The organism is Leisingera sp. M658 (assembly GCF_025144145.1).
Taxonomy (GTDB): domain Bacteria; phylum Pseudomonadota; class Alphaproteobacteria; order Rhodobacterales; family Rhodobacteraceae; genus Leisingera.
The window spans coordinates 496,541-517,068 of record NZ_CP083546.1 but is presented as its reverse complement, the minus strand read 5'-3'; the positions used below and the strand labels follow the sequence as shown (position 1 = coordinate 517,068).

At 62.7% G+C, this 20,528-nt stretch carries 21 protein-coding genes; 17 read left to right on the top strand and 4 right to left on the bottom strand.

Annotated elements, in window-relative coordinates:
• Positions 1–68: 68 nt before the first annotated feature.
• Positions 69–431: an enoyl-CoA hydratase-related protein gene (locus K3724_RS02640; RefSeq protein ID WP_259989821.1), complete on the bottom strand. Its 363-nt coding sequence runs from the start codon at positions 429–431 to the stop codon at positions 69–71.
• 697 nt (positions 432–1,128) lie between these two features.
• Between K3724_RS02640 and K3724_RS02635 the strand changes: the two genes are divergently transcribed.
• The 10 genes from K3724_RS02635 (at position 1,129) to K3724_RS02590 (ending at position 12,035) form a co-directional block, all read left to right on the top strand.
• Positions 1,129–2,487, top strand: coding sequence for a sigma-54 dependent transcriptional regulator (locus K3724_RS02635; RefSeq protein ID WP_259989819.1), 1,359 nt, complete (start codon positions 1,129–1,131; stop codon positions 2,485–2,487).
• Positions 2,488–2,491: 4 nt separating this feature from the next.
• Positions 2,492–4,456 carry an ATP-binding protein gene (locus tag K3724_RS02630; RefSeq protein WP_259989817.1) on the top strand — a complete coding sequence of 655 codons (1,965 nt, stop codon included), beginning with the start codon at positions 2,492–2,494 and terminating at the stop codon, positions 4,454–4,456.
• A 249-nt stretch (positions 4,457–4,705) separates the two neighbouring features.
• Positions 4,706–6,427: an OFA family MFS transporter gene (locus K3724_RS02625; protein WP_259989815.1), complete on the top strand. Its 1,722-nt coding sequence runs from the start codon at positions 4,706–4,708 to the stop codon at positions 6,425–6,427.
• Between the two features lie 288 nt (positions 6,428–6,715).
• Positions 6,716–6,961, top strand: coding sequence for a hypothetical protein (locus K3724_RS02620; RefSeq protein ID WP_259989813.1), 246 nt, complete (start codon positions 6,716–6,718; stop codon positions 6,959–6,961).
• Between the two features lie 80 nt (positions 6,962–7,041).
• Positions 7,042–7,863: an ABC transporter substrate-binding protein gene (locus tag K3724_RS02615; RefSeq protein WP_259989811.1), complete on the top strand. Its 822-nt coding sequence runs from the start codon at positions 7,042–7,044 to the stop codon at positions 7,861–7,863.
• A complete protein-coding gene (locus K3724_RS02610) occupies positions 7,860–8,765 on the top strand; it encodes a MotA/TolQ/ExbB proton channel family protein (RefSeq protein ID WP_259989809.1) in 906 nt (301 codons plus the stop codon). Before K3724_RS02615 ends, K3724_RS02610 begins: the two co-directional genes overlap by 4 nt.
• Before the next feature lie 4 nt (positions 8,766–8,769).
• Positions 8,770–9,147 carry a biopolymer transporter ExbD gene (locus K3724_RS02605; RefSeq protein ID WP_259989807.1) on the top strand — a complete coding sequence of 126 codons (378 nt, stop codon included), beginning with the start codon at positions 8,770–8,772 and terminating at the stop codon, positions 9,145–9,147.
• Positions 9,148–9,157: 10 nt separating this feature from the next.
• The gene (locus K3724_RS02600) at positions 9,158–9,541 is read left to right on the top strand and encodes a biopolymer transporter ExbD (RefSeq protein ID WP_259989805.1); all 384 of its coding nucleotides are present in this window, start codon (positions 9,158–9,160) and stop codon (positions 9,539–9,541) included.
• Positions 9,538–10,368 (top strand): energy transducer TonB, encoded by an 831-nt coding sequence (locus tag K3724_RS02595; RefSeq protein WP_259989803.1) that lies wholly within the window; start codon positions 9,538–9,540, stop codon positions 10,366–10,368. The genes K3724_RS02600 and K3724_RS02595 overlap by 4 nt, the downstream gene beginning before the upstream one ends.
• Before the next feature lie 626 nt (positions 10,369–10,994).
• Positions 10,995–12,035: a radical SAM/SPASM domain-containing protein gene (locus K3724_RS02590; RefSeq protein ID WP_259989801.1), complete on the top strand. Its 1,041-nt coding sequence runs from the start codon at positions 10,995–10,997 to the stop codon at positions 12,033–12,035.
• Between the two features lie 96 nt (positions 12,036–12,131).
• Here K3724_RS02590 and K3724_RS02585 read toward each other — a convergent pair whose 3' ends face one another.
• Complete coding sequence (locus K3724_RS02585; protein ID WP_259989799.1) at positions 12,132–12,929, bottom strand: phytanoyl-CoA dioxygenase family protein; 798 nt, start codon at positions 12,927–12,929, stop codon at positions 12,132–12,134.
• A 99-nt stretch (positions 12,930–13,028) separates the two neighbouring features.
• On the opposite strand from K3724_RS02585, the gene K3724_RS02580 reads away from it, so the two are divergent.
• Positions 13,029–13,982, top strand: coding sequence for a LysR family transcriptional regulator (locus K3724_RS02580; protein WP_259989797.1), 954 nt, complete (start codon positions 13,029–13,031; stop codon positions 13,980–13,982).
• Here the strand turns inward: K3724_RS02580 and irrA are convergent.
• A complete protein-coding gene (irrA, locus tag K3724_RS02575) occupies positions 13,947–14,363 on the bottom strand; it encodes an iron response transcriptional regulator IrrA (protein WP_027257565.1) in 417 nt (138 codons plus the stop codon). The genes K3724_RS02580 and irrA overlap by 36 nt on opposite strands.
• Positions 14,364–14,581: 218 nt before the next feature.
• Between irrA and fabA the strand changes: the two genes are divergently transcribed.
• From fabA to K3724_RS02560, 3 genes are read left to right on the top strand one after another with little or no spacing between them, the layout of a single operon-like run.
• The gene (fabA, locus tag K3724_RS02570) at positions 14,582–15,091 is read left to right on the top strand and encodes a bifunctional 3-hydroxydecanoyl-ACP dehydratase/trans-2-decenoyl-ACP isomerase (RefSeq protein WP_129371999.1); all 510 of its coding nucleotides are present in this window, start codon (positions 14,582–14,584) and stop codon (positions 15,089–15,091) included.
• Positions 15,092–15,127: 36 nt separating this feature from the next.
• Positions 15,128–16,357, top strand: coding sequence for a beta-ketoacyl-ACP synthase I (fabB, locus tag K3724_RS02565; RefSeq protein ID WP_259989795.1), 1,230 nt, complete (start codon positions 15,128–15,130; stop codon positions 16,355–16,357).
• Between the two features lie 6 nt (positions 16,358–16,363).
• Positions 16,364–17,155, top strand: a complete 792-nt coding sequence (locus K3724_RS02560; protein WP_259989793.1) for an enoyl-ACP reductase — start codon at positions 16,364–16,366, stop codon at positions 17,153–17,155.
• 271 nt (positions 17,156–17,426) lie between these two features.
• On the opposite strand, the gene K3724_RS02555 is transcribed toward K3724_RS02560, so the two are convergent.
• On the bottom strand, positions 17,427–17,855 hold the full coding sequence (locus K3724_RS02555; protein WP_259989791.1) for a peptidylprolyl isomerase: 429 nt from the start codon (positions 17,853–17,855) through the stop codon (positions 17,427–17,429).
• A gap of 136 nt (positions 17,856–17,991) precedes the next feature.
• Here K3724_RS02555 and K3724_RS02550 point away from each other — a divergent pair, with 136 nt between their 5' ends.
• Genes K3724_RS02550 through K3724_RS02540 form a run of 3 tightly spaced genes read left to right on the top strand, consistent with a single transcriptional unit; the run spans position 17,992 to position 20,493 of the window.
• A complete protein-coding gene (locus K3724_RS02550; RefSeq protein ID WP_259989789.1) occupies positions 17,992–18,678 on the top strand; it encodes a haloacid dehalogenase type II in 687 nt (228 codons plus the stop codon).
• 10 nt (positions 18,679–18,688) lie between these two features.
• Positions 18,689–19,519: an alpha/beta fold hydrolase gene (locus K3724_RS02545; protein WP_259989787.1), complete on the top strand. Its 831-nt coding sequence runs from the start codon at positions 18,689–18,691 to the stop codon at positions 19,517–19,519.
• A complete protein-coding gene (locus tag K3724_RS02540) occupies positions 19,516–20,493 on the top strand; it encodes a threonine/serine dehydratase (protein ID WP_259989785.1) in 978 nt (325 codons plus the stop codon). Before K3724_RS02545 ends, K3724_RS02540 begins: the two co-directional genes overlap by 4 nt.
• Positions 20,494–20,528: the final 35 nt, after the last annotated feature.

Genomic DNA, 20,528 nt, shown 5'->3' with positions numbered 1-20,528 from the left:
CCCATCGCAAGAGTGACTTTCGTGTTCTTTCAATGCTTTCGAACTAAATTGGCTTCTGCTTCTTGCTTTTAATCATCAACGTTCGTTCCTTGACTTTGCCGGCAGCAATGACAATTGATGACAGCGTTGGGTGGCTGTTTGACGAGAGCCATGACAGCTGGTTCCGCTGCCTGTGCGACTTCATCTGCAGGCAGAGCGTTGTTGACCAGGCCGAGAGTGACCGCCTCTTCGGCACCGAACATACCGCCCAGCAATATCAACTCGGCCGCCTTTGCCTGCCCGGTTAACCGTGGAAGCAGATAGGATGCGCCGACTTCAGGTACCAGGCCGAGATTTACAAACGGAAGTTGGAACTGCGTGTCATTGGACGCGCAAATCAGACCGCAGTGCAGGAGCATGGTTGTTCCGATGCCGATCGCCAGACCCTCCACCCGCGCGACAATCGGTTTGGGAAACGTGACAAGTGCGTTGATAACCCGGGCCGCCGGCCAATCGTCACCGTCAACCTGTTTGCGAACAGTCGTCTATGTCATTCCCGCTTGTAAACGCGCCACCCGCACCTCTGATCCAAACGGCCCGGATTGAGGCATCCGCCGCAGCTTCATCAAGCGCCTCACCCATCTTGAGATACGTGCCACTGCCTATCGCGTTCTTTTTTGCGGCACCGGTAATGTCAGGCGCAGGGCGGCGTCCAAGCGCTCGACAACAACACCTGCGGTATCGGTATTTTCAGCGCCCATGTTGCGGGGTCCTTGATCTTGGAGTGAAGTGGAAATGCTGCCCAACGTGCCAACGAGGCGTGTTGAGGATCGCTGCGGGCAGTTTGCCGTGCGGTAGCGGGCAGGCGTTGGCCTTGTCATGAAACCCGTCTGATTGCATGGTTTCTAAATGTGAATCTTACGGGCGCAAATTTCTGCAACGGCGCCCTGACGCATCTAGCCGCGCTAGGCATTGGTATTTTGACGACTTGCTGCAAACACGCTGCTCATTGCGGAGACACATTGGCAACTTCTTTGCTTCATTCCAGCTACGCAAATCAGCCCAGCCCCGGCTGATGGATCTGTTCTCTCGACAAACCGCTGGAAAGCGACAATAGTCCATCCCCGCCCCCACCGAAAAGCGGCAGGTATGACAATTACAGATTTGGCAGCGCTGACCGACCCGCTTGAACTGGCAAGCATACTCATTGTGGACGATGAGCCGGGCATGCGTAATTTCCTGGTAAAAACCCTGCGCCCTCTGTGCCGGCTGGTGGATGAAGCCGAAAACACCGAAGCTGCCGCCGCCCTGCTCAACACCCGGCAATATGACGTGATGATTCTCGACAACATCATGCCTGGCCAGAAAGGCCTCGAATGGCTGGCGGAGCAACGCCGTGACGGCGGCTTTACCGACACCATACTGATCACCGCCTATGCCGATCTGCAAACCGCGATCGACGCCCTGCGCGCCGGTGCGTCGGACTTTATCCTTAAGCCATTCCGCTCGAACCAGATTCTGAATGCCCTGCGCCGCTGTCTGGAAACCGCCCGCCTAAAGCGGGAAAACATGCTGCTGCGCCGCGAGCTGGAAACCACCGGCGCCGGCCGCCGCCGCCGCCGCGAACTGGTCGGAACCTCCCCCGCAATTGCACGGGCCTGCAGCACCCTGGACCGGGTCGCACAGGTTTCAACACCGGTGCTGATCAGCGGCGCCTCCGGCACCGGCAAGGAGGTCGCCGCCCGCCACCTGCATATGCGCTCCAATCGCGCCGGGGCGCCCTTTGTGCCGGTGCAATGCGGCGCCATCCCGGCTGATGTGATCGAATACGAGCTGTTCGGCCATGCCCCCGGCGCCTTTCCCGGCGCCCCGGCGGGCCGCGAAGGGCTGCTGGCCTCGGCGCAGGGCGGCACCGTGTTCTTTGACGAAATCGGCGAGCTCAGCCCTTCGGCGCAAAGCACGCTGCTGCGGGTGCTGGAGGACGGGCGCATCCGCCCGATCGGCACCGAACGCACGGTGCAGCTTGATCTGCGCTTTGTGATGAGTTCCAGCCGCGCTTTGGCCGAGGCTGTGGACGCCGGAAGTTTCCGCGCCGATCTGCTGTTCCGCATCAACGTGATCGACATTGCGATGCCGCCCCTGCGCGAACGCGGCTCCGACATAATTGACCTTGCCGAACTGTTCCTGACTGAAATCGCCGCCCAGCTGCAGCTGCCGCCGCTGGCGCTGCCCGCCGGCGTCAAATCGGCTTTGCTGCGGCATGACTGGCCCGGCAATATCCGCGAGCTCAGGAACTTCATTGAACGCTCCCTGATCTTCGGCAGCTTCTCCCTGGACACGCTGGCGCCCGCCCGGCCCGCGGCCAGTATCCTGCCACTGGAGGAGGTCGAACGCCGCGAGATCCTGCAGGCACTGGAGGCCGTTGGCGGCAACCGCAGCGAAGCGGCGCGGCAGCTGGGCGTCTCGCGCAAGACAATCGACCGCAAATGCGCGGCCTGGGGACTGTAAGCCCATGAACCGCCTGCGCCCGCTGCTGCAATCGGTCCGGGTCCGGTTGCTGGTGATTGCCCTGATGCCGATGCTGGTGCTGATGCCGCTGCTGCTGGGTTTCACCACCTGGCGCTGGTCGGACAAAATCGACGGGTTGCTGATCAGCAAGGTGACCGGCGATCTGACCATTGCCGACCAGTATCTGGCCCGGCTGACCGCCACCTCGGGCGAGCAGCTGGACGCGGTGGCGCAATCGGTCCGCCTCCGCAGCGCGCTGACGGCGGGCAGCACGGCGGATTTCCTGGCGCAGGAAAAGGCCCGGCTCGGCCTTGATTTCCTGTATCTTACAGGCCCCGGCGGCCAGCCCGGGTTTACGCCCGCCGACTGGCCGGTTCTGAGCGGTGCCCTGGCCGGGCAATGGCAAAGCGCCGTCGACATTCTGAACGCCGCCCAGCTTGATACGCTGGCCCCCGGCCTCGCCGCCCGCGCCGCCATCCCGCTGGTCGCAACCGAAGCTGCGGTTCCCACCAGCCGCAGCGCCGAAACCCGCGGCATGATCATTCACTCGGCCGCCCCGGTCACCCTGCCGGATGGCCGTCCCGCGCTTCTGGCCGGCGGGCGGCTGCTGAACCGCAATCTCGGTTTCATCGACACCATCAACGCGCTGGTCTACCGCGAGCAAAGCCTGCCGGAGGGCAGCCAGGGCACCGCCACGCTGTTTCTTGAGGACGTGCGGATCTCCACGAACGTGCGGCTGTTCGAAAACGTGCGCGCGCTTGGCACCCGGGTCTCGGCCGAAGTGCGCGGCCAGGTTCTGGGGCGCGGCGACATCTGGCTCGACCGCGCCTTTGTGGTGAATGACTGGTACATTTCCGCCTATGAACCGATCCTCGACAGCCGCGGCAGCCGGGCCGGGATGCTTTATGTCGGCTTTCTGGAAACCCCGTTCCGCCAGGCCAAGCGCAGCTCGGTGCTGGCGCTGGGGGGCGCTTTCCTGCTGATCGCCGCCTTGTCGGTGCCGATCTTCCTGCGGTGGGCCGGACGTATTTTCCGCCCCCTCGAGGGCATGAACCAGACCATCGCCCGGGTTGAACACGGCGACTTCACCGCGCGCAACCGCCCCCAGGCTGCCAGTGGTGAGATTGCCCGCGTGGCCGCCCATTTCGACAGCCTTCTGGACCAGGTCCAGGAGCGCGACCGGCAATTGCGGCACTGGGGCGAAAGCCTTGAAGCCAAGGTCGGGGAACGCACCGCTGACCTGCGCGAGGCGAACCGGCGGCTGGAACAGACCACCGAACGTTTGATTGTCTCTGAAAAGCTCGCCGCGGTTGGTGAAATCACCGCCTCCGTCGCGCATGAGATCAACAACCCGGTGGCGGTGATCCAGGGCAATCTCGACCTCGCCCGCTCGGTACTGGGCGAACATGCCGCCCCGGTCGAGGAGGAATTCCGCCTCATCGACGATCAGGTTTACCGGATCGGCGTGATCGTCTCAAAACTGCTGCAATTCGCCCGCCCCGAAGAATACTCCGGCGCCTCCGGACTGATCTCCCCGGGTGAGGTGCTGTCGGACTGCCTGGTGCTGACCCGTCATCAGCTCGACGCCTGTTCGGTCGAGGCAGAGACCCGTCTGACCAGCACCCGCGAGGTGCGGATGTCGCGCACCGAATTGCAGCAGGTGCTGGTCAATCTGATCCTCAACGCAGTGCAAGCCATGCCCGGTGGCGGCCGCCTGACTCTGACCGCTGAAGATGCCCCGGAGGGCGTGCTGCTGACTGCCGCAGATACCGGCACCGGCATTCCGCCCGAGCTGCAGAACCGCATCTTTGATCCGTTCTTCACCACCAAACAGGCGCAGGGCACCGGGCTGGGCCTGTCGATCAGCCACCAGCTGGTGAGTCGCGCAGGCGGGCGGATCACTGTCCAGTCGCGACCCGGACAGGGCAGCCGCTTCGAGATTTTTCTGCCCTGCCCGGCTGATGCCTGATCCGGACAATTTGGCGCAAATCCCGGCGCAACCGCCGTACAGGTGCGGACAGAATGTCCCGGCACCGCCCTGCGGCCCTGACCCCGACGGACAAACTGTCACGATAAGACGCTGTTATTGCTAAATTATTTAATTGACAGCTGTGGCAATCCTCCGCCCTTGTCAAGCCACGGCACATTGCCGAACGCCATTCCGGACCGCCGCAATAGGAGGTTGCAGCAGCCGGAACAGCACAAGGGAGGACAACACATGAGCAACCGATCACCCGGCGGGCTGGGGATCCTGCACAAGGCCCATATCACTGCCGGACCCGGCTTTAACCGCTGGCGCGTGCCGCCGGCATCCATCGCAATCCACCTCTGCATCGGCTCGGTCTATGCCTGGTCGGTCTTCAATCCGCCGCTGACCCGCGAACTGGGGGTGATCGCCTCCAGCGCCGATGACTGGAGCCTGGCTTCGGTGGTCTGGATCTTCTCGGTGGCCATCGTCTGCCTTGGCCTGGCCGCAGCCTTTGCCGGCAAATGGCTGGAAGAGGTCGGCCCCCGCATGGTCGGCGTGGTGGCCGCGCTGCTCTGGGGCGGCGGTTTCATTGTCGGCTCTTTCGGCATTTCCAGCCATCAGCTGTGGCTGGTCTATCTCGGCTACGGCGTGCTCGGCGGCTGCGGGCTTGGTCTGGGCTATGTCTCGCCGGTCTCGACGCTGATCCGTTGGTTCCCCGACCGCCGCGGCATGGCCACCGGCATGGCCATCATGGGCTTTGGCGGCGGCGCGATGATCGCCGCACCGGTCAAAGGCTGGCTGCTGAGCCTGTACCAGACCGCCCCCACCTATCTCGGCACCCAGGACGCCGTGCAGACTGTGGTCGAAAACGGCCGGGTGTTTGCCCAGACAGCCCAGGGCCAGGTCGAGGTGGTGCTTGCCAGCGCTACCCAGGCAGCTGCCTTTGGCGGCGAAGCCGGCGCCTATGCGGTGGGCACCGGCAGCACCGGCGCTGCGCAGACCTTCATGACGCTTGGCATCGTCTATTTTGTGGTGATGATCCTGGCCGCCTTCCAGTACCGGGTTCCGGCCAAGGATTGGACGCCGGAAGGCTGGACACCGAAACCCGCCGCCTCGGGGCTGGTGACACAGAACGACGTGCATATCGACCAGGCACTGAAGACACCGCAATTCTGGCAACTGTGGGTGATGCTGTGCTTCAACGTGACCGCCGGCATCGGCGTGATCGGGGTTGCCAAGACCATGATGTCCGAGATCTTCGGTTCGGTGATGCCGCTGGTGGCAACCGCCGCCTTTGCATCAACCTATGTGCTGATGATTTCCGTGTTCAACATGGTCGGGCGGTTTTTCTGGGCCTCTGCGTCAGACTATATCGGGCGCAAAGCCACCTACATGTGCTTTTTCATTCTGGGCACCGCGCTGTATCTGTCGATCCCCTATTTCGCCTCTGCCGCTGCAGCCAATCCGTCGCTGATCTATCTGGCGGGCTTCTACCTGGCGACAATGCTGATCTTCTCGATGTACGGCGGCGGTTTTGCCACTATCCCGGCCTATCTGGCCGATATGTTCGGCACCATGCATGTGGGCGGCATCCACGGCCGGCTGCTGACAGCCTGGTCGACAGCAGGGGTTCTTGGGCCGCTGGCCATCACCTCGCTGCGGCAGATGTCGGTGACCAGCGCGGTTCAGGATCTGGCAGCCAAAGTCGACCCGGCTGCCTTTGCGGCCAAGTTCGGCGCCCCCGTGGCGCAGCTGGATCAGCTGGTTGCGGCCAAAACCGTGACCATCGCCAAACTGATGGAGATCGCCCCGGCAGGCACTCTGGATCCGACCCCCGGCCTCTACAATACCACCATGTATTGCATGGCAGCGCTGCTGGCGGTGGCCTTCTTTGCCAACCTGCTGATGCGCCCGGTCAAAGAGCATCACCACCATGATGAGCCGGAGCTTCAGGCCGTACCCGGCGAATAAAACCGCAACCGGGGCGCCCAGCGCGCCCCGGCCATTTGATCCCGCAGTTTGATGGTGTGATCCTTGCGTAGGAGTGGACGGAAACACTATGGGACAGACGTCGTGATGGCCGCGCCGCACCCTGTCACCCGGCGGGGTGTTGCGCTGCAATGCCCCAAGATACGCAGGCTTCGATCGCGGAGCTGAACCGGAAGCTTGGCATCACCCCGAAGACGGTTGCGAAGCGGCTGAAAGCTCCATCTCTTTGCAGCCATTGACCGTGCCAGCAAAGTCGCGGCGGCACAGCCGGTGGATAAGGCCAATCGCAAAACCGTGTTGGCATTCCTCGAACACCAGCTTGAAACCGTGCCCTGCCTGCTGGCACGCGAAATATTCTTGACAAAACAACTAGGGTTTCTTATGGATTCCCGCGCGCCATACGGGCGCAAGTTCAGCAAGACGCTGGCGGATTATTTTTCCGCCGTCAGTCCAGCCACCCCCAAAGAACATGGCCTTCAGAACCTCCTGAGGCAGCCGGCTGGAGAGATGTTGTGACGCTGAGGCTGTGGCTGAAACCTCCGGGTGCCAATCCCGCGCAGCCGATTTGCTGTGGCCTGCTGCACCGGACAATTGGAATGACGGTACAAACGGCGGCCATGCTGCTGGCCACCGCTCTGCCCGCCGCAACGGATACGTTTCCGGTAGAAATACAACACCAGTCCAGCTTGGCCACCGTGCCTGCCAAACCCGAACGCATCGTCTCTGTCAGCTTTTTCGGGCATAATTTTCTGCTGGCCTTGGGCCAGCCCCCAATCGCCTTGCGCAAATGGCATGGCAAGGACTGCTCCGGCGTGTGGCCTTGGGGCCATGATGCGCTGGAAGACGCCCGCCCGGCGGTGTATCAAGGCGAAATCAATTTCGAGAAGATCACGGCGCTGGAGCCGGAGCTCATCGTTGGCCGGTGGTCCGATATGACCTGGCGCGACGACGCATTTTTGTCGCGCATTGCGCCGGCCATCGCCCCACGGGCTGAGTTCGGCTCCTATGGCACGCCCTGGCAGGAGGTGCTGCACACGCTTGGCGCCACCACAGGAACCTCCGGACGCACCAAGACCGCCATCACCCGGATCGAGAGCCGGGTATCCGCCATCCGCGAGGAACATCCCGAATGGGACGGCGCCAGCGCGCCCCTGTGCTGGGCGGGCCAGACCACAGCCTATACCAGCCGCGGCATCCGCAGCCCCTTGCTGGAGGCGTTGGGGTTCCAAGTGCCCGAGGCCGCCAATGGCCGCGTCCTGCTGGCGGAGCGCGCACTGGCGGAGCGGGGGCGGTACCTTGGGTATTCCCTTTGGTTTGCCTGTGATAAGGCCGAAGCCCAGCACCTGCGCGCAGCGCTCAAGGCAGAGCAGACAAATCCTAAAACCAGTTACATCGCAGCATATTGGAGCCAGACATGACCATTCGTATCCCTGCAGCGCTGGCGGCATTTTTGATGCTGACCGCGGCCTGGGCGGCAGCCCAGGAAACCCCTGCCGCGCCGGTGCCGGAGATTGCATTGGACGCGCCCGGGGCCTCTGTGCCTCAACTTCCAGCCAGCGCGCCGGGGCCTGAAGTGCCGGAGGGAAGCGGGAAACCGGTGACAGCAGCCGAGGCCGGCCCGGTGTCCCCGTCAGTCCCGCCCGCCAGCCAGGATGAACTGGCACAGGTGGCACATGACGCTTCATCCAAGGCCTTGAAATTCCTGCGCGATGGCGGCCCTTCAATCTGGGCGATCGCCGTCTTGTCGGTGATTACAATGGCCCTGATTCTGTGGAAGATCTGGCGCCTGGCGCTGATCGGCGCCTGGTCGCGCGGCAAGGCAGGACTGGCCGTGCAAGCCTTTGAACGCGGGGACCGCACCGCGGCCCAAGCGATCGTCAAAAACCGGATCGGGGTGCGCTCCAAAGTCGTCAGCGCCGCGCTGACCGCCGCCGCTGCCCTGCCCGAGGACCGCGCCCGCGAGGAAACCGCCAGGGTGGCCAAACTGCATCTCGCCAGCGCGGCCACCGGTCTTGGCGCGCTGGAGCTGATTGCCACCATCGCCCCGCTTCTGGGCCTGCTGGGCACCGTTCTGGGCATGATTGCCGCCTTCCAGGCGTTGCAAGCGGCCGGCTCCAAGGCTGATCCTGCGCTGCTGGCAGGCGGCATCTGGGAGGCGTTGCTGACCACTGCCGCAGGCATGGCAGTGGCGATCCCAGCCTCTGCCGCGCTGACCTGGTTTGAAGCGGTGATCACCCGCATCCGCCGCGACCTTGAGGACAGTGCCGCCCGTATCTTTATCGCCCATGATCCGCAGCCGCTGAAACTGGCGGCCGAATAGAGCCATGGAGTTCACCGAAACCCTGAAACCGCGGCGCAAGCCAAGCCTGACGCCCATGATCGACGTGGTGTTTCTGCTTCTGGTGTTCTTCATGCTGGCGTCGCGCTTTGGCACCGATGCGGTGCTGCAGCTGCCGCTGGCGGCCCAGGGCGGCAGCTACTCGGGGCCGCCGCGGCTGGTCGGAATCGGTGCGGGAAATCTGGATGTGAATGGCGTGCCGGTGGCAGACAGCAACTTGACCCAGGCACTGGCACCGCTGATGGAAAAACCCACCGATATGCTGATCCTGCGCGGCCGCGACGGCGCCGACTTGCAGCGTATCACCGATGTGACCGGGCTGCTGCGGCAGGCAGGCTACAGCAATTTTGTGCTGGTTGAATAAGGAGCCGCGCATGGACCTGACAGAGGCGCCCCGCCGTCCGCGGACTGAATCCATCGTACCGATGATCAATGTGGTGTTCCTGCTGCTGATCTTTTTCCTGATGACCTCCCGCCTGGCGCAACCTGACCCGTTTGAGGTAGCGCCGCCGGACGCAGCAATTGAGGCAGACCCCGGAGCCGGGCCTGTGCTGTACATCAATGCCGAAGGCCGGATGCATTTCGATGGGGCCGAAGGCGGCGAAGCCCTCACGCGGCTGGCTGCGGTCAGCGGCGGCACCCCGGTTCTGCAATTGCGCGCCGACGCCCGGCTGGAGGCAAAAGCCCTGGCCCGCCTCCTGCGCCAGCTGGCGGCAGCAGGCTTCAGCCAGGCCGAACTGGTGGTCCGCCAGCCATGAAACGTGCCGCTGAATTCACCGTTTTTGCAGGCATTGCCGTGTTGATCCATGTGGCGCTGTTTGCCCGCGTGCCTGGTTCCGGTGCGCAATCCAACGGCGCGGGCGGCACGGCGATGGTGTCAATCCAGGCGGCGCCTGAAGCTGTAGCGGAAATGGCCGAGGCCTGGGAGAAGCCGCCGCAGACTTCCCCGCAGATCGCGGCCCAAACTGTTGACCCGTTGCCGCCGGCCAACGTCCCTTCCCTGCCGCAACTGGCACTTGACCAGGCGCCGCGGGCCGCAGCACAGATTGCAATACCCGCGCCGGCAAGGGCGGATAATCTGCAAATCGACACTGCGCCACCGTCACCGCCAAAGCCGCAGAAACCAGAGCCAAAGCCGGAACCGCAGCAAAAACCCGCGCCCAAGCCGCAACCGCAGCAGGCCCGTAAATCCGAACAGGCCTCGGCCGGCCAGGCCGAACAGCGGTCCGCCGGATCGGGCGGCGGCGCTCAGGCCGGGCAATCAGGCGGGGCACAGGCGGCAACAGCAGAGTCCGGACGGCGGGCCAAGCTGCGCAGTATCTGGGGCGCCAAGATCCGCGCCCGTGTGGAACGGCGCAAACGCTACCCCGCCGGCGCCAGCGGCAAAGGCCAGGTTGTGGTGCGCCTTACCGTCTCCCGGTCGGGCCAGCTGCTGAGCCACCGGATTGCCAGGTCATCGGGCGTCGCAGCCTTTGATCAGGCGGCCCTGCAGGCCGTCGCCCGGGCCGGCAAGTTCCCATCGGCGCCGAAAAAGCTGCAGATCAATCAAATCAGCTTCAACCTGCCTATGAGTTTCTCGAAGTAACCGCCGGAAGGCTGCCGCTCCAGCCAACCCCGCCGGAGGCCCAGATCCCGAGGCTCAAGATCAATCCGCAAGTTCCGGCGCAGGCTCCGATGCCTTTCCGGGCCCGGATCCTGCATCAGCGTATTCAGCCGCAGGCAGGGGGCTGTGCGCGGCATTGTCCTTCCTTCGGCGCGCAGACCCTCGTGGCAGGCGCCTGCCGCGTTTTTCTTGTTTCGCTGATGCGGCTGGACGATGTCCGTGGCAGGCCCTGGGATCGGCTCCCGGACGCTGTCTTGGATCGGGTCGCAGATGCCTCTTCTGCCGGGGTATGGCCACATTGCCGGGCCTGCAGCCGCCAGTCGTCGCTTGGCATTCAGCATATTGCTGCCCTTTGCGGCGCACAGCTGACACCAATTGAAGGCAGCGATTCCGCCCAAACCCGGCGGTGACCGCTGTTTTGAATTTCCGTTTCCACACACAATGCAGCTTTTACTGGCTGTCTGCGGGCTTCTTCTCCGAACAGGCCAGTTGCAGCTTTGCTGTTTGGCCGCTCACATAATGCTCACGCAATGTGACCCCGCAAAGGCTTGCCTCGCCTCTCCCGGCCCTTAAGGTGGATCCCGTACGCAGCATATTGAGGCCAACGCATGAAAGATCTAGCCCCCGTTCCGGACCTGAAGCCGGAAACAGCGCAGCCGGACCTGCCCGCCAAACCGCCGGCACTGCATGAACGGGCTCTGCATATGCTGGCCCGGCTGCTGCCGCTGGCGTATTTCCGGCGGCCGCCAAAGATCATCATCATCGACGCCACCAACAGCTGCAACCTGCGCTGCCCGGTGTGCCCGGTCACCTTTGCCATGCAGCGCAAACGCGGCATGATGAAGCCGAACGTGTTCCGCAAGATCATCGACGATTTCAAGGACCAGCGGGAAAAGCCCGCGATCTATTTCAGCTTCTCGGGTGAGCCGACCCTGCACAAAGACCTGCCCGATTTCATCGCCTACGCCCATGAAAACGGCCATGACACCTATCTGTCGACCAATGCCACCCGCCTCACTCCGGACATGAGCGAACGGCTGATCCGCTCGGGACTTGCCCGCGTAAATCTGTGCATGGACGGCTTTTCAAAGCAGGCGCAGGAAACTTACCGGGTCAATTCCGACTTCGATAAGGTCAAGGCCAGCATTGAAGAATTCCTGAACATCAAAAAGGACCTGGGCTTCAAGACCCCGGTCACAGTGCTGCAGACACTGCTGACCAGCTATTCCGAACCGCAGATGGACGAAATGGAAGCCTGGGCGCGCAACGCCGGTTTTGACCGGGTGCGGTTCAAGACATTCTCGATCGGCTCCTACACCTCTGACGATCAGAAACGCGAATTTGCGCATTTCCTGCCGCGTCAGAAAGAGCTGCGCCGCCACCCGCGCCACACCAGCCATGCGATGTGCACGGTGCCGCTGTTTCAGTCGGTGGTGTTCTGGAACGGCGATCTGGGCCTGTGCTGTATCGACTATGACCAGGTGATCCAGCTGCCCAATGTCGAGCAGGACGGCTTCCTTGCCGCCTACCGTTCGGATAAGGCCGCCCGCGCCCGCAAGCGCGGTTTTCTCAAACAGTTCGGCATCTGCAAAACCTGTTCGTTTTCCAACGCCGAAAACATGGGCATCCGCCGTGATCTGAAAAAATAAGCGCGCGGCCAAGGCTGCCCGCTTCTGCTTCTTTCTGGTTAAAGTACCCTGGGGGTGAAGGCCGCCTGGCCTGAGGGGGCAAAGCCCCCTCCCCTGCTACCGCTGCAGCAGGACCGGAAACCAATCCTCGCGCAGCCGCTGGCCGGGCTGCATTCCATGCCCCGGGAATGGCGGCGATGTGGGGCCGGGGCGCTCGACGTAGCGTGTATCATCGCCCACCAGCCGCAGCGAAAACGCACGGCGGCGCGCAGTTGAGGTGTTGCCACGGGATCCGTGCAGCGTCTTATAGTTAAAGGCGATCGCATCACCCGGCTGCATCGAGTATTCCACCACGGTCATACCTTCGGCATCAGGATCAGGAACAGCCATATACTGCCCTTCGTCCGCAAAGAAATCCTCCTCAGAGACCCAACGGGTCGGCAGCACTTCCTTTTCCCATTTGTGGGAGCCTGCCACACAGCGCAATGCGGCTTCCTTCACCTCATCCAGCGGCGACCAGAAACTGATGGTCTGCTGCCCCTCGACAAAATAGTATGGCCCGTCCTGATGCCACGGGGTCGGCATTGATGTGCCCGGTTCCTTGACCAGAACATGATCGTGGAACATTTGCACCGAAGTGGATTTCATCAGGTCAGCGGCGACTTCTGCAGCCGGGGATTGCTTGATCGCCTGCTGGAATTCGGGGATCCGGGTCCAGTTGCAGTAGTCGTCAAAGAAGCGTCCGGTCTGGCCGGCCTTTTCGTTATTCGACGCATATGGACCCGGGTTTTCCATATTGGCGGCCACCCCGGCGCGCAGCAGCTCAACCTGTTCGGCAAACAACCCGCGGATAAGGACAACGCCGTCGCGCTGAAACTGTTCGATGTGTTCAGGGGTGATAAGGGGGTGGACCATAGCGGCCTCCGCTGCTGAATGATGCAATTCTGATGCGTCATTCCTGCCGGTCAAAGGGCTTAGTTTCAAATCATATCTTTCTATTATACACTTAACTTCATGTTATACCTTACGTTGCGCCATTATGAATACATCTGCGCCGTGGTGCAGCATGGCAGCCTGTCCGCAGCGGCCGAGGCGGTGCATGTAAGCCAGCCTGCCCTGTCTGCAGCCCTCAGCCGGATCGAAGACCACCTTGGTTATTCTCTGTTCCTGCGCCGCCGCGGGGCGGCGCTGGCATTGACACCGCAGGGCCGGGATTTCGCGGCACATGCGCAGGAACTGCTGGATCATGCCCGGCGGCTGGAAGACCCGAAAGGCTCAGGTGCCGGGCAAAGAGGGCTAATGCTGGCCTGTTTCTCGGACCTTGCGCCGTTCCTGCTGGCACCGGCGCTGAAGGCCCTGCGCCAAGCGCTGCCAGAGGTGGATGTCCGCCACCGTGCCTGCGGGTTCGACCCTTTGATCCATGCGCTGACCGAAGGCGAAGCGGATCTGGCTATCACCTATGACCTGGGTTTGGATGCCGGGTTCAGCCGGGCGGAACTGGACCGGTTTTCACCCCACGCGCTGGTGCCGCCTGAACATCCGCTGGCAACGCGCAGCGGCCTTACCCTGGCAGAGGTGGTGCTGCATCCGCTGGTGCTGTCACAGGAAGGCTTATCTGTGCAGCACATGCTGGGACTGTTCAAGTCGCAGGGACTGGTGCCGCGGATTGCCCACCGGGCGGATTCGCTGGAATTGCTGCGCAGCCTGGCCGCCAATGGCGAAGGTGTCGGCATCAGCTACAGCCTGCCGCCCGGCGGGATGAGTTATGATGGCAAGCCATTGTGCGCTGTTCGGATCACAGACCAAGCCGCAGAGGAGCCGGTGATTCTGGCGGCGCATAGGCAATTGCCGGACGCTTCGCCGGCCTTTAAGGCGCGTGACATTCTGCGCACAGTGCTCAGTGCCCGCAGGTCAGAGCTCAGTGCCGGCAGGTCAGACCTTGCGCAGGCGGATCACCACATCGACTGAGGCGATCTCCATCCCCTCGGGGGCTTCCGGCAGTTTGTGAATCACCAGTTCCTGTGCGGGCGCGTCGCTGACGCGGCCTTCATCCTCCCAGAAGAAATGCGGATGATCGTGGGTGTTGGTGTCGAAATAGCTTTTGGAGCCGTCCAGCGGGATCTCTTGCAGCACGCCGGCGTCGCAAAAGGCGCGCAGAGTATTATAGACGGTGGCCAGCGATACGGCGGCGCCTTTCTTCTTGGCCGACTCGAACAGGCTTTCGGCGGTGATATGGCGGTGTTTGCCGTCGCCGACCAGCAATTCGGCAAGCGCCACCCGCTGCCGGGTGGGTCTTAGCCCGGCCTCTGTCAGCCAGCGGGTGGCTGTGTCTTCGCTGTTTGGCGTCATGAGCAGATCCTGCATCGCGTTGCTGACCGTATATATAGGTGCAACACCCAGGGTTTTTCAAATGAAATTCATTCGCAGCTAGGCAGGTGTTTCTTGTGTGCGTGTGGCACATTCAGCGCAGGAAGTGACGCGGGGTCCCCTTGCAGGACCCTTTGGCCGGGTGTTACACGAAGCCAGATATACTTATAGACCAGACCCTAGGCAGGAGATACGCCCGAATGGCCGATTACCCGAGCAGCTTTGACAAGGACGAATTGCTGAAATGCGCGCGGGGCGAGCTGTTTGGGCCGGGCAACGCCCAGCTGCCGGCACCGCCGATGCTGATGATGGACCGCATTACAGACATCAGTGCGGATGGCGGCGAGTTCGGCAAAGGCCATGTTGTTGCGGAATTCGACATCACCCCGGACCTGTGGTTCTTCGACTGCCATTTCCCAGGCAACCCGATCATGCCCGGCTGCCTGGGCCTGGACGGGCTGTGGCAGCTGACCGGCTTTAATCTGGGCTGGCGCGGCATGACCGGCAAGGGCATGGCCATGGGCGTCGGCGAGGTCAAGCTGAAAGGCATGGTCAAACCCGACCGTAAAATGCTCACCTATTTCGTGGATTTCACCCGTGTCATTGACCGCAAGCTTAAGCTTGGCGTTGCCAATGGCCGTGTACTGGCGGATGGTGAAGAAATCTATCAAGTCAAGGACATGAAGGTCGGGCTGGCAGACGAAAGCTGACCTCTATCCGTTTGATCGAATCCAAGGAGTACGCCTATGCGTCGCGTCGTCGTCACCGGTTTGGGGATTGTCTCCTCCATCGGGAACAATGCTGAAGAGGTCACCGCCGCGCTGAAAGCCGGTAAATCCGGCATCGAAGCCAGCCCCGAAATGGCTGAGCACGGCTTTCGCAGCCAGGTGGCCGGCACGCTGAAAATCGACACTGCCCAGCATGTGGACAAGCGCACCCTGCGGTTCATGGGGCCAGGTGCGGCTTACGCCCATATCGCGATGAGCCAGGCAATTGCTGATGCAGGTCTCTCGGAAGATCAGGTTGTGAATGAGCGCACCGGCCTGGTGGCAGGCTCCGGCGGCCCGTCGACCTCGGCCATGCTGGCAGCGCACCAGGTGGTCGCCAAAACAGGCGCCACCAAACGCATCGGCCCTTTTGCCGTGCCAAAGTGCATGTCCTCGACCATTTCCGCCAACCTGGCGACGGCGTTCAAGATCAAGGGCGTCAACTATTCGATCACCTCGGCCTGCTCGACCTCGCTGCATTGCATCGGCAACGCGGCTGAACAGATCATGATGGGCAAACAGGACGTGATGTTTGCCGGCGGCGGCGAGGAGCTGGACTGGACCCTTAGCTGCTTGTTCGACGCTATGGGCGCAATGTCTTCGAAGAAGAACGACGACCCCACCGCGGCCAGCCGGGCCTTTGACCAGGACCGCGACGGGTTCGTGATCTCCGGCGGCGGCGGCATTGTTGTGCTGGAAGACCTCGACCACGCGCTGGCCCGCGGTGCCAGAATTTACGCCGAAGTGACCGGCTTTGCCGCCACCTCCGACGGCCACGACATGGTGGCGCCCTCTGGTGAAGGCGGCGAGCGGGCAATGCGGCTGGCGCTGTCGACCCTGCCTGAAGGCCGCAAGGTGGACTATATCAACGCACATGGCACCTCGACCCCGGTCGGCGACGTCGGCGAAGTCGAGGCCGCGCGCCGTGTATTCGGCGAAGGCGAGGTGCCGCCGATTTCCTCGACCAAGTCGATGACCGGCCACGCCCAGGGCGCTGCCGGCGCGCTAGAGGCGATCTTCTGCCTGCTGATGCTGGACAATGATTTCATCACGCCGTCGATCAATGTTGATACCCTCGCCGAAGGCATTCAGCCGGGCGAGATTGCCACCGCACTGGTGGAAAACGCCGGCCTCGATTCGGTGATGACCAACAGCTTCGGCTTTGGCGGCACCAATGGCTCGATGGTTCTGAGCAAATACAAGGGATAAGTGACGATGGCGGGACTGCTGACCGGCAAACGCGGCCTGATTATGGGCGTTGCCAATGACCGCTCCATCGCCTGGGGCATTGCCAAGGCCATGGCCGAAGCCGGTGCCGAGCTGGCCTTCACCTATCAGGGCGAAGCCTTTGGCAAGCGGCTGGAGCCGCTGGCACAGAGCGTCGGCTCGGACTTTATGGTCGACGTGGATGTGACCGACGACGCCTCGCTTGATACGGCGTTCGAACAGCTTGGCAGCCGCTGGCCGTCGATTGATTTCGTGGTCCATGCAATTGCCTATTCGGACAAATCCGAGCTGACCGGACGGTTCTTGGACACCAGCCGGGCGAATTTTAAGAACTCGCTGGATATCTCTGCCTATTCCTTCATCGAAGTGGCACGCCGTGCGCATCCGCTGATGAAGGAAAACGGCGGCACCCTGCTGACGCTGACCTATCAGGGATCAAACCAGGTGGTGCCGAACTACAATGTAATGGGCGTGGCTAAGGCAGCGCTGGAATCCGCGACCCGCTACTTGGCCAACGACCTGGGCCCCGAGGGCATCCGGGTGAATGCAATTTCGCCCGGCCCGATGAAGACACTGGCCGGTGCTGCCATAGGCGGCGCGCGCAAGACCTTCAAGCATACAGCCCAGAATGCGCCAATGCGCGACAACGCCACGCTGGAGGCGGTCGGCGGCACCGCAGTATACCTTGCGTCTGATGCAGGCTCTTGCACGACCGGTGAAATCATCCGGGTCGATGGCGGTTTCCACGTGCTGGGAATGCCGCAGCAGGATTATCTGTAAGCAGGTAGAAACCGCTGACATCTGGAAAGGCGCCCCTGGAGGCGCCTTTTTTCTTATCCAGCAGTGGTTTCAGGACGCCGAAGCTTTGCAGTGCGTTCGCCTGCCTCTTATCCGGCGCACTCCCGCCCGTCGCCGGGCTTTTGGCAAAGCCCGCTTCCGTTGGGCGTGGCACTGCGCCTGGCGCAGTGCCACGCCCAAGGCCGCCAAGCGTTTTCCGGCACAGCCGGAAGACCTGCGGGCGCGGGAGTGCCGCCTGCCCGCAGACCGAACATCAGGATACCGAGACCAGCGCGATATCGAAAACCAGATCTTTGCCCGCCAGGAAATGGTTGGCATCCAGGGTGACTGTCTCGTCGCCGACCTCGACCACGGTCACCGGCAGCACTTGGCCGTCCGGGCTTTGCATCTGCAGCTGAGTACCCAGTTCCAGCGGGATATCCTCGGGGATGCCCTCGCGGGGGATCTCCTGGCGCGCGGCGGGATTGATCGGGCCGTATCCTTCGGCGCAGGGGATATCCAGCGTCTTGCTCTCTCCCACGGACATGCCTTCAAGCCCTGCATCCATGCCCGCGATCACATGCCCCGCACCGACGGTGAATTCCAGCGGATCACGGCCCTCGGAACTGTCGAAAACGGTGCCATCCGTCAGCTTGCCTGTGTAATGGATGCGCACGGTGTCGCCGTTCTTTACCCCGGTCATATGACCTCCAATCGGTTGCGGGTTGATAAAGGGGCGCAGCCTAGCGTCCGCGAATGTGATGTAAACCCGTATGGATACAATTTCCCGCTTTGCCCGCCCGGGGCTTCGTGCAACGCTCCGGCAAAGGGAGCGCCCCATGCCAATTACAACTTGTATCTTCGACGCCTACGGCACCTTGTTCGATGTGGCCGCTGCGGCGCGGCAGGCCGCCAGCGAGCCGGAATTTCCGCATCTGCAGGACAGCTGGGCAGAGCTGGCCAGCAACTGGCGGCTGAAGCAGCTGCAATACACCTGGCTGCGGGCGATCACCAATGCCCATGCCGATTTCTGGGATGTAACGCAGGACGGCCTTGATTGGGCGATGGAGGCGGCCGGGCTGGCAGCAGATGCCGCGTTGCGCCAGCGGCTGCTGGATCTTTACTGGCAGCTGCAGGCCTATCCGGAAGTGCCCGCAATGCTGAACACGCTGAAGTCCGCCGGCATGAACACCGCAATCCTGTCCAATGGATCCCCTGCCATGCTGGACGGCGCGGTGCAATCCGCGGGGCTGGGCGATGTGCTGGATGATGTGCTGTCGGTGGAGAGCGTCGGCATCTTCAAGCCCGACGCCCGCGTCTACGATCTGGTTGGCGCCCGGTTCAATTGCGCCCGCGAGGAGGTGCTGTTTGTCTCCTCCAACGGCTGGGACGCGGCGGGGGCATCGGGCTACGGGTTTGTCACCGCCTGGGTCAACCGGGCGGGCGAGCCTGTTGACAGGCTGCCCTGGAAGCCGGCGCATATCCTGCCGAACCTCACCACAATTCCCGATCTGGCCAAGGGATAATCGTTCACACATGCCGTTTTTTGAAACCTCAGACGGGTTGCAGCTGCATTACTCCGATGCCGGAGAGGGTGTGCCGCTGCTGTGCTTGGCGGGCCTGACCCGGGACAGCCGCGATTTTCGCTATTTTGCGCCTCATGCCTCAGGCTGCCGGATGATCACCCTGGACGCCCGCGGACGGGGGCAGTCGGATCATGATCCGGACTTTATGACCTACAATGTTCTGCGCGAGGCGCAGGATGTGCTGGAGCTGCTGGATCATTTGGAATTGGGCCGCGCTGCCATTCTGGGCACCTCGCGCGGCGGATTGGTGGCGATGACACTGGCCGCCATCGCCAAAGACCGGCTTGCAGCGGTGATCCTGAATGATGTCGGCCCAGAGATCCCTGCAGATGGCATTGCCCGGATCATGGACTACGTTGGCCGGCGCCCGGCTGCAAAGACACATGCACAGGCTGCAGAAGCGCTTGCTGCACTGATGGCGCCGGCCTTTCCCGGTGTCCCGGCTGCACGCTGGCGCGAGGAGGCCGAAGCATTCTATGACGAAGGCGCCGGCGGGCTCAGCCTGCGTTATGATCCGCGCCTGCGGGACGCGCTGCTGGCGCAAGCGGAGGCGGGGCCTCCCCCGGATCTCTGGCCTCTTTTTATGACCCTGGACGGCCTGCCCTGCGGGATCATCCGCGGCGCAAATTCGGACATTTTGAGCGCCGGAACCTATGCGGAAATGCAGCATCGCCTGCCCGCGCTGCAAGCCGTGGAAGTTCCAAACCGCGGCCATGTGCCCTTTCTGGACGAGCCAGAGGCGCTTGCCCTCATCCATTCCCTATTGGACCAGATCAAATGACCTCAATCGCCATGATCGAAGCTGCGGCAGCGCGGCTGAAAGGCCATGCCCGCGTCACTCCACTGCTGTCTTCGCCCTTCTTGGACGAAATCTCCGGACGGCGTCTGTTTGTGAAGGCCGAATGCCTGCAGCACACCGGATCCTTCAAGTTCCGTGGCGGCTGGTCGGCGGTCTCGGCGCTGCCGGAAGAGGCCCGCGCACGGGGTGTGCTTGCCTATTCCAGCGGCAATCATGCGCAAGGCGTGGCCGCAGCAGCCAAAGCGCACAAAACGCCTGCTGTTATCGTGATGCCCGCCGATGCGCCTCGGCTGAAGATCCAGAACACCCGTGATCTGGGCGCCGAGGTTGTTTTGTACGACCGCGCCGGCGGGGAAAGCCGCGAAGCCGTTGGCGCCCGGCAAGCTGGGGAGCGCGGGCTGACGCTGATAAAACCCTATGACGAACCGCTGGTGATTGCCGGTCAGGGCACCTGCGGGCTGGAGATTGCGGAACAGGCCGCTGACGAAGGCGTCGCCAGGGCAGAGATTCTGGTCAACTGCGGCGGCGGCGGATTGTCGTCGGGGATCGCTCTGGCACTTGAGGCGCGCGCACCGGACCTGCGGGTGCGCCCGGTGGAACCGGAAGGGTTCGACGATGTGACCCGCTCGCTGGCCGCTGGTGAAATCCGGCAGAACCCCAGCCCGTCCGGTTCTATTTGCGACGCAATCCTGACACCGCAGCCGGGTGAGATCACCTTTCCCATCCTCAGCCGCTTGTGCGGGCCGGGCCTGGTCATTACCGAAGAGGAAGCGATGCGGGCGATGGCGCAGGCCTTTTTGCGGCTGAAAATCGTTCTGGAACCCGGTGGGGCTGCATCGCTGGCGGCGGCCCTGTTCCACCCTGACAAGATCGGCGGCGAAGCCGTGATTGCAGTCGCCACTGGCGGCAATGTGGATGCAGCGCTGTTCCAGGAGGCGCTGTCGCGTTATGCTTGAACTCTGACCGCACGGGAATCCGTCCGGCAGCCAAG

What these genes read in the sequence shown, in the direction of transcription:
- K3724_RS02580 (WP_259989797.1), top strand. Translation starts at nt 13,029, where the DNA reads ATGTTATACCTTACGTTGCGCCATTATGAATACATCTGCGCCGTGGTG.
- K3724_RS02545 (WP_259989787.1), top strand. Translation starts at nt 18,689, where the DNA reads ATGCCGTTTTTTGAAACCTCAGACGGGTTGCAGCTGCATTACTCCGAT.
- K3724_RS02625 (WP_259989815.1), top strand. Translation starts at nt 4,706, where the DNA reads ATGAGCAACCGATCACCCGGCGGGCTGGGGATCCTGCACAAGGCCCAT.
- K3724_RS02540 (WP_259989785.1), top strand. Translation starts at nt 19,516, where the DNA reads ATGACCTCAATCGCCATGATCGAAGCTGCGGCAGCGCGGCTGAAAGGC.
- K3724_RS02595 (WP_259989803.1), top strand. Translation starts at nt 9,538, where the DNA reads ATGAAACGTGCCGCTGAATTCACCGTTTTTGCAGGCATTGCCGTGTTG.
- K3724_RS02560 (WP_259989793.1), top strand. Translation starts at nt 16,364, where the DNA reads ATGGCGGGACTGCTGACCGGCAAACGCGGCCTGATTATGGGCGTTGCC.
- K3724_RS02555 (WP_259989791.1), bottom strand. Translation starts at nt 17,855, where the DNA reads ATGACCGGGGTAAAGAACGGCGACACCGTGCGCATCCATTACACAGGC.
- K3724_RS02630 (WP_259989817.1), top strand. Translation starts at nt 2,492, where the DNA reads ATGAACCGCCTGCGCCCGCTGCTGCAATCGGTCCGGGTCCGGTTGCTG.
- K3724_RS02600 (WP_259989805.1), top strand. Translation starts at nt 9,158, where the DNA reads ATGGACCTGACAGAGGCGCCCCGCCGTCCGCGGACTGAATCCATCGTA.
- fabB (WP_259989795.1), top strand. Translation starts at nt 15,128, where the DNA reads ATGCGTCGCGTCGTCGTCACCGGTTTGGGGATTGTCTCCTCCATCGGG.
- K3724_RS02615 (WP_259989811.1), top strand. Translation starts at nt 7,042, where the DNA reads ATGACGGTACAAACGGCGGCCATGCTGCTGGCCACCGCTCTGCCCGCC.
- K3724_RS02605 (WP_259989807.1), top strand. Translation starts at nt 8,770, where the DNA reads ATGGAGTTCACCGAAACCCTGAAACCGCGGCGCAAGCCAAGCCTGACG.
- K3724_RS02590 (WP_259989801.1), top strand. Translation starts at nt 10,995, where the DNA reads ATGAAAGATCTAGCCCCCGTTCCGGACCTGAAGCCGGAAACAGCGCAG.
- K3724_RS02610 (WP_259989809.1), top strand. Translation starts at nt 7,860, where the DNA reads ATGACCATTCGTATCCCTGCAGCGCTGGCGGCATTTTTGATGCTGACC.
- irrA (WP_027257565.1), bottom strand. Translation starts at nt 14,363, where the DNA reads ATGACGCCAAACAGCGAAGACACAGCCACCCGCTGGCTGACAGAGGCC.
- fabA (WP_129371999.1), top strand. Translation starts at nt 14,582, where the DNA reads ATGGCCGATTACCCGAGCAGCTTTGACAAGGACGAATTGCTGAAATGC.
- K3724_RS02550 (WP_259989789.1), top strand. Translation starts at nt 17,992, where the DNA reads ATGCCAATTACAACTTGTATCTTCGACGCCTACGGCACCTTGTTCGAT.
- K3724_RS02585 (WP_259989799.1), bottom strand. Translation starts at nt 12,929, where the DNA reads ATGGTCCACCCCCTTATCACCCCTGAACACATCGAACAGTTTCAGCGC.
- K3724_RS02635 (WP_259989819.1), top strand. Translation starts at nt 1,129, where the DNA reads ATGACAATTACAGATTTGGCAGCGCTGACCGACCCGCTTGAACTGGCA.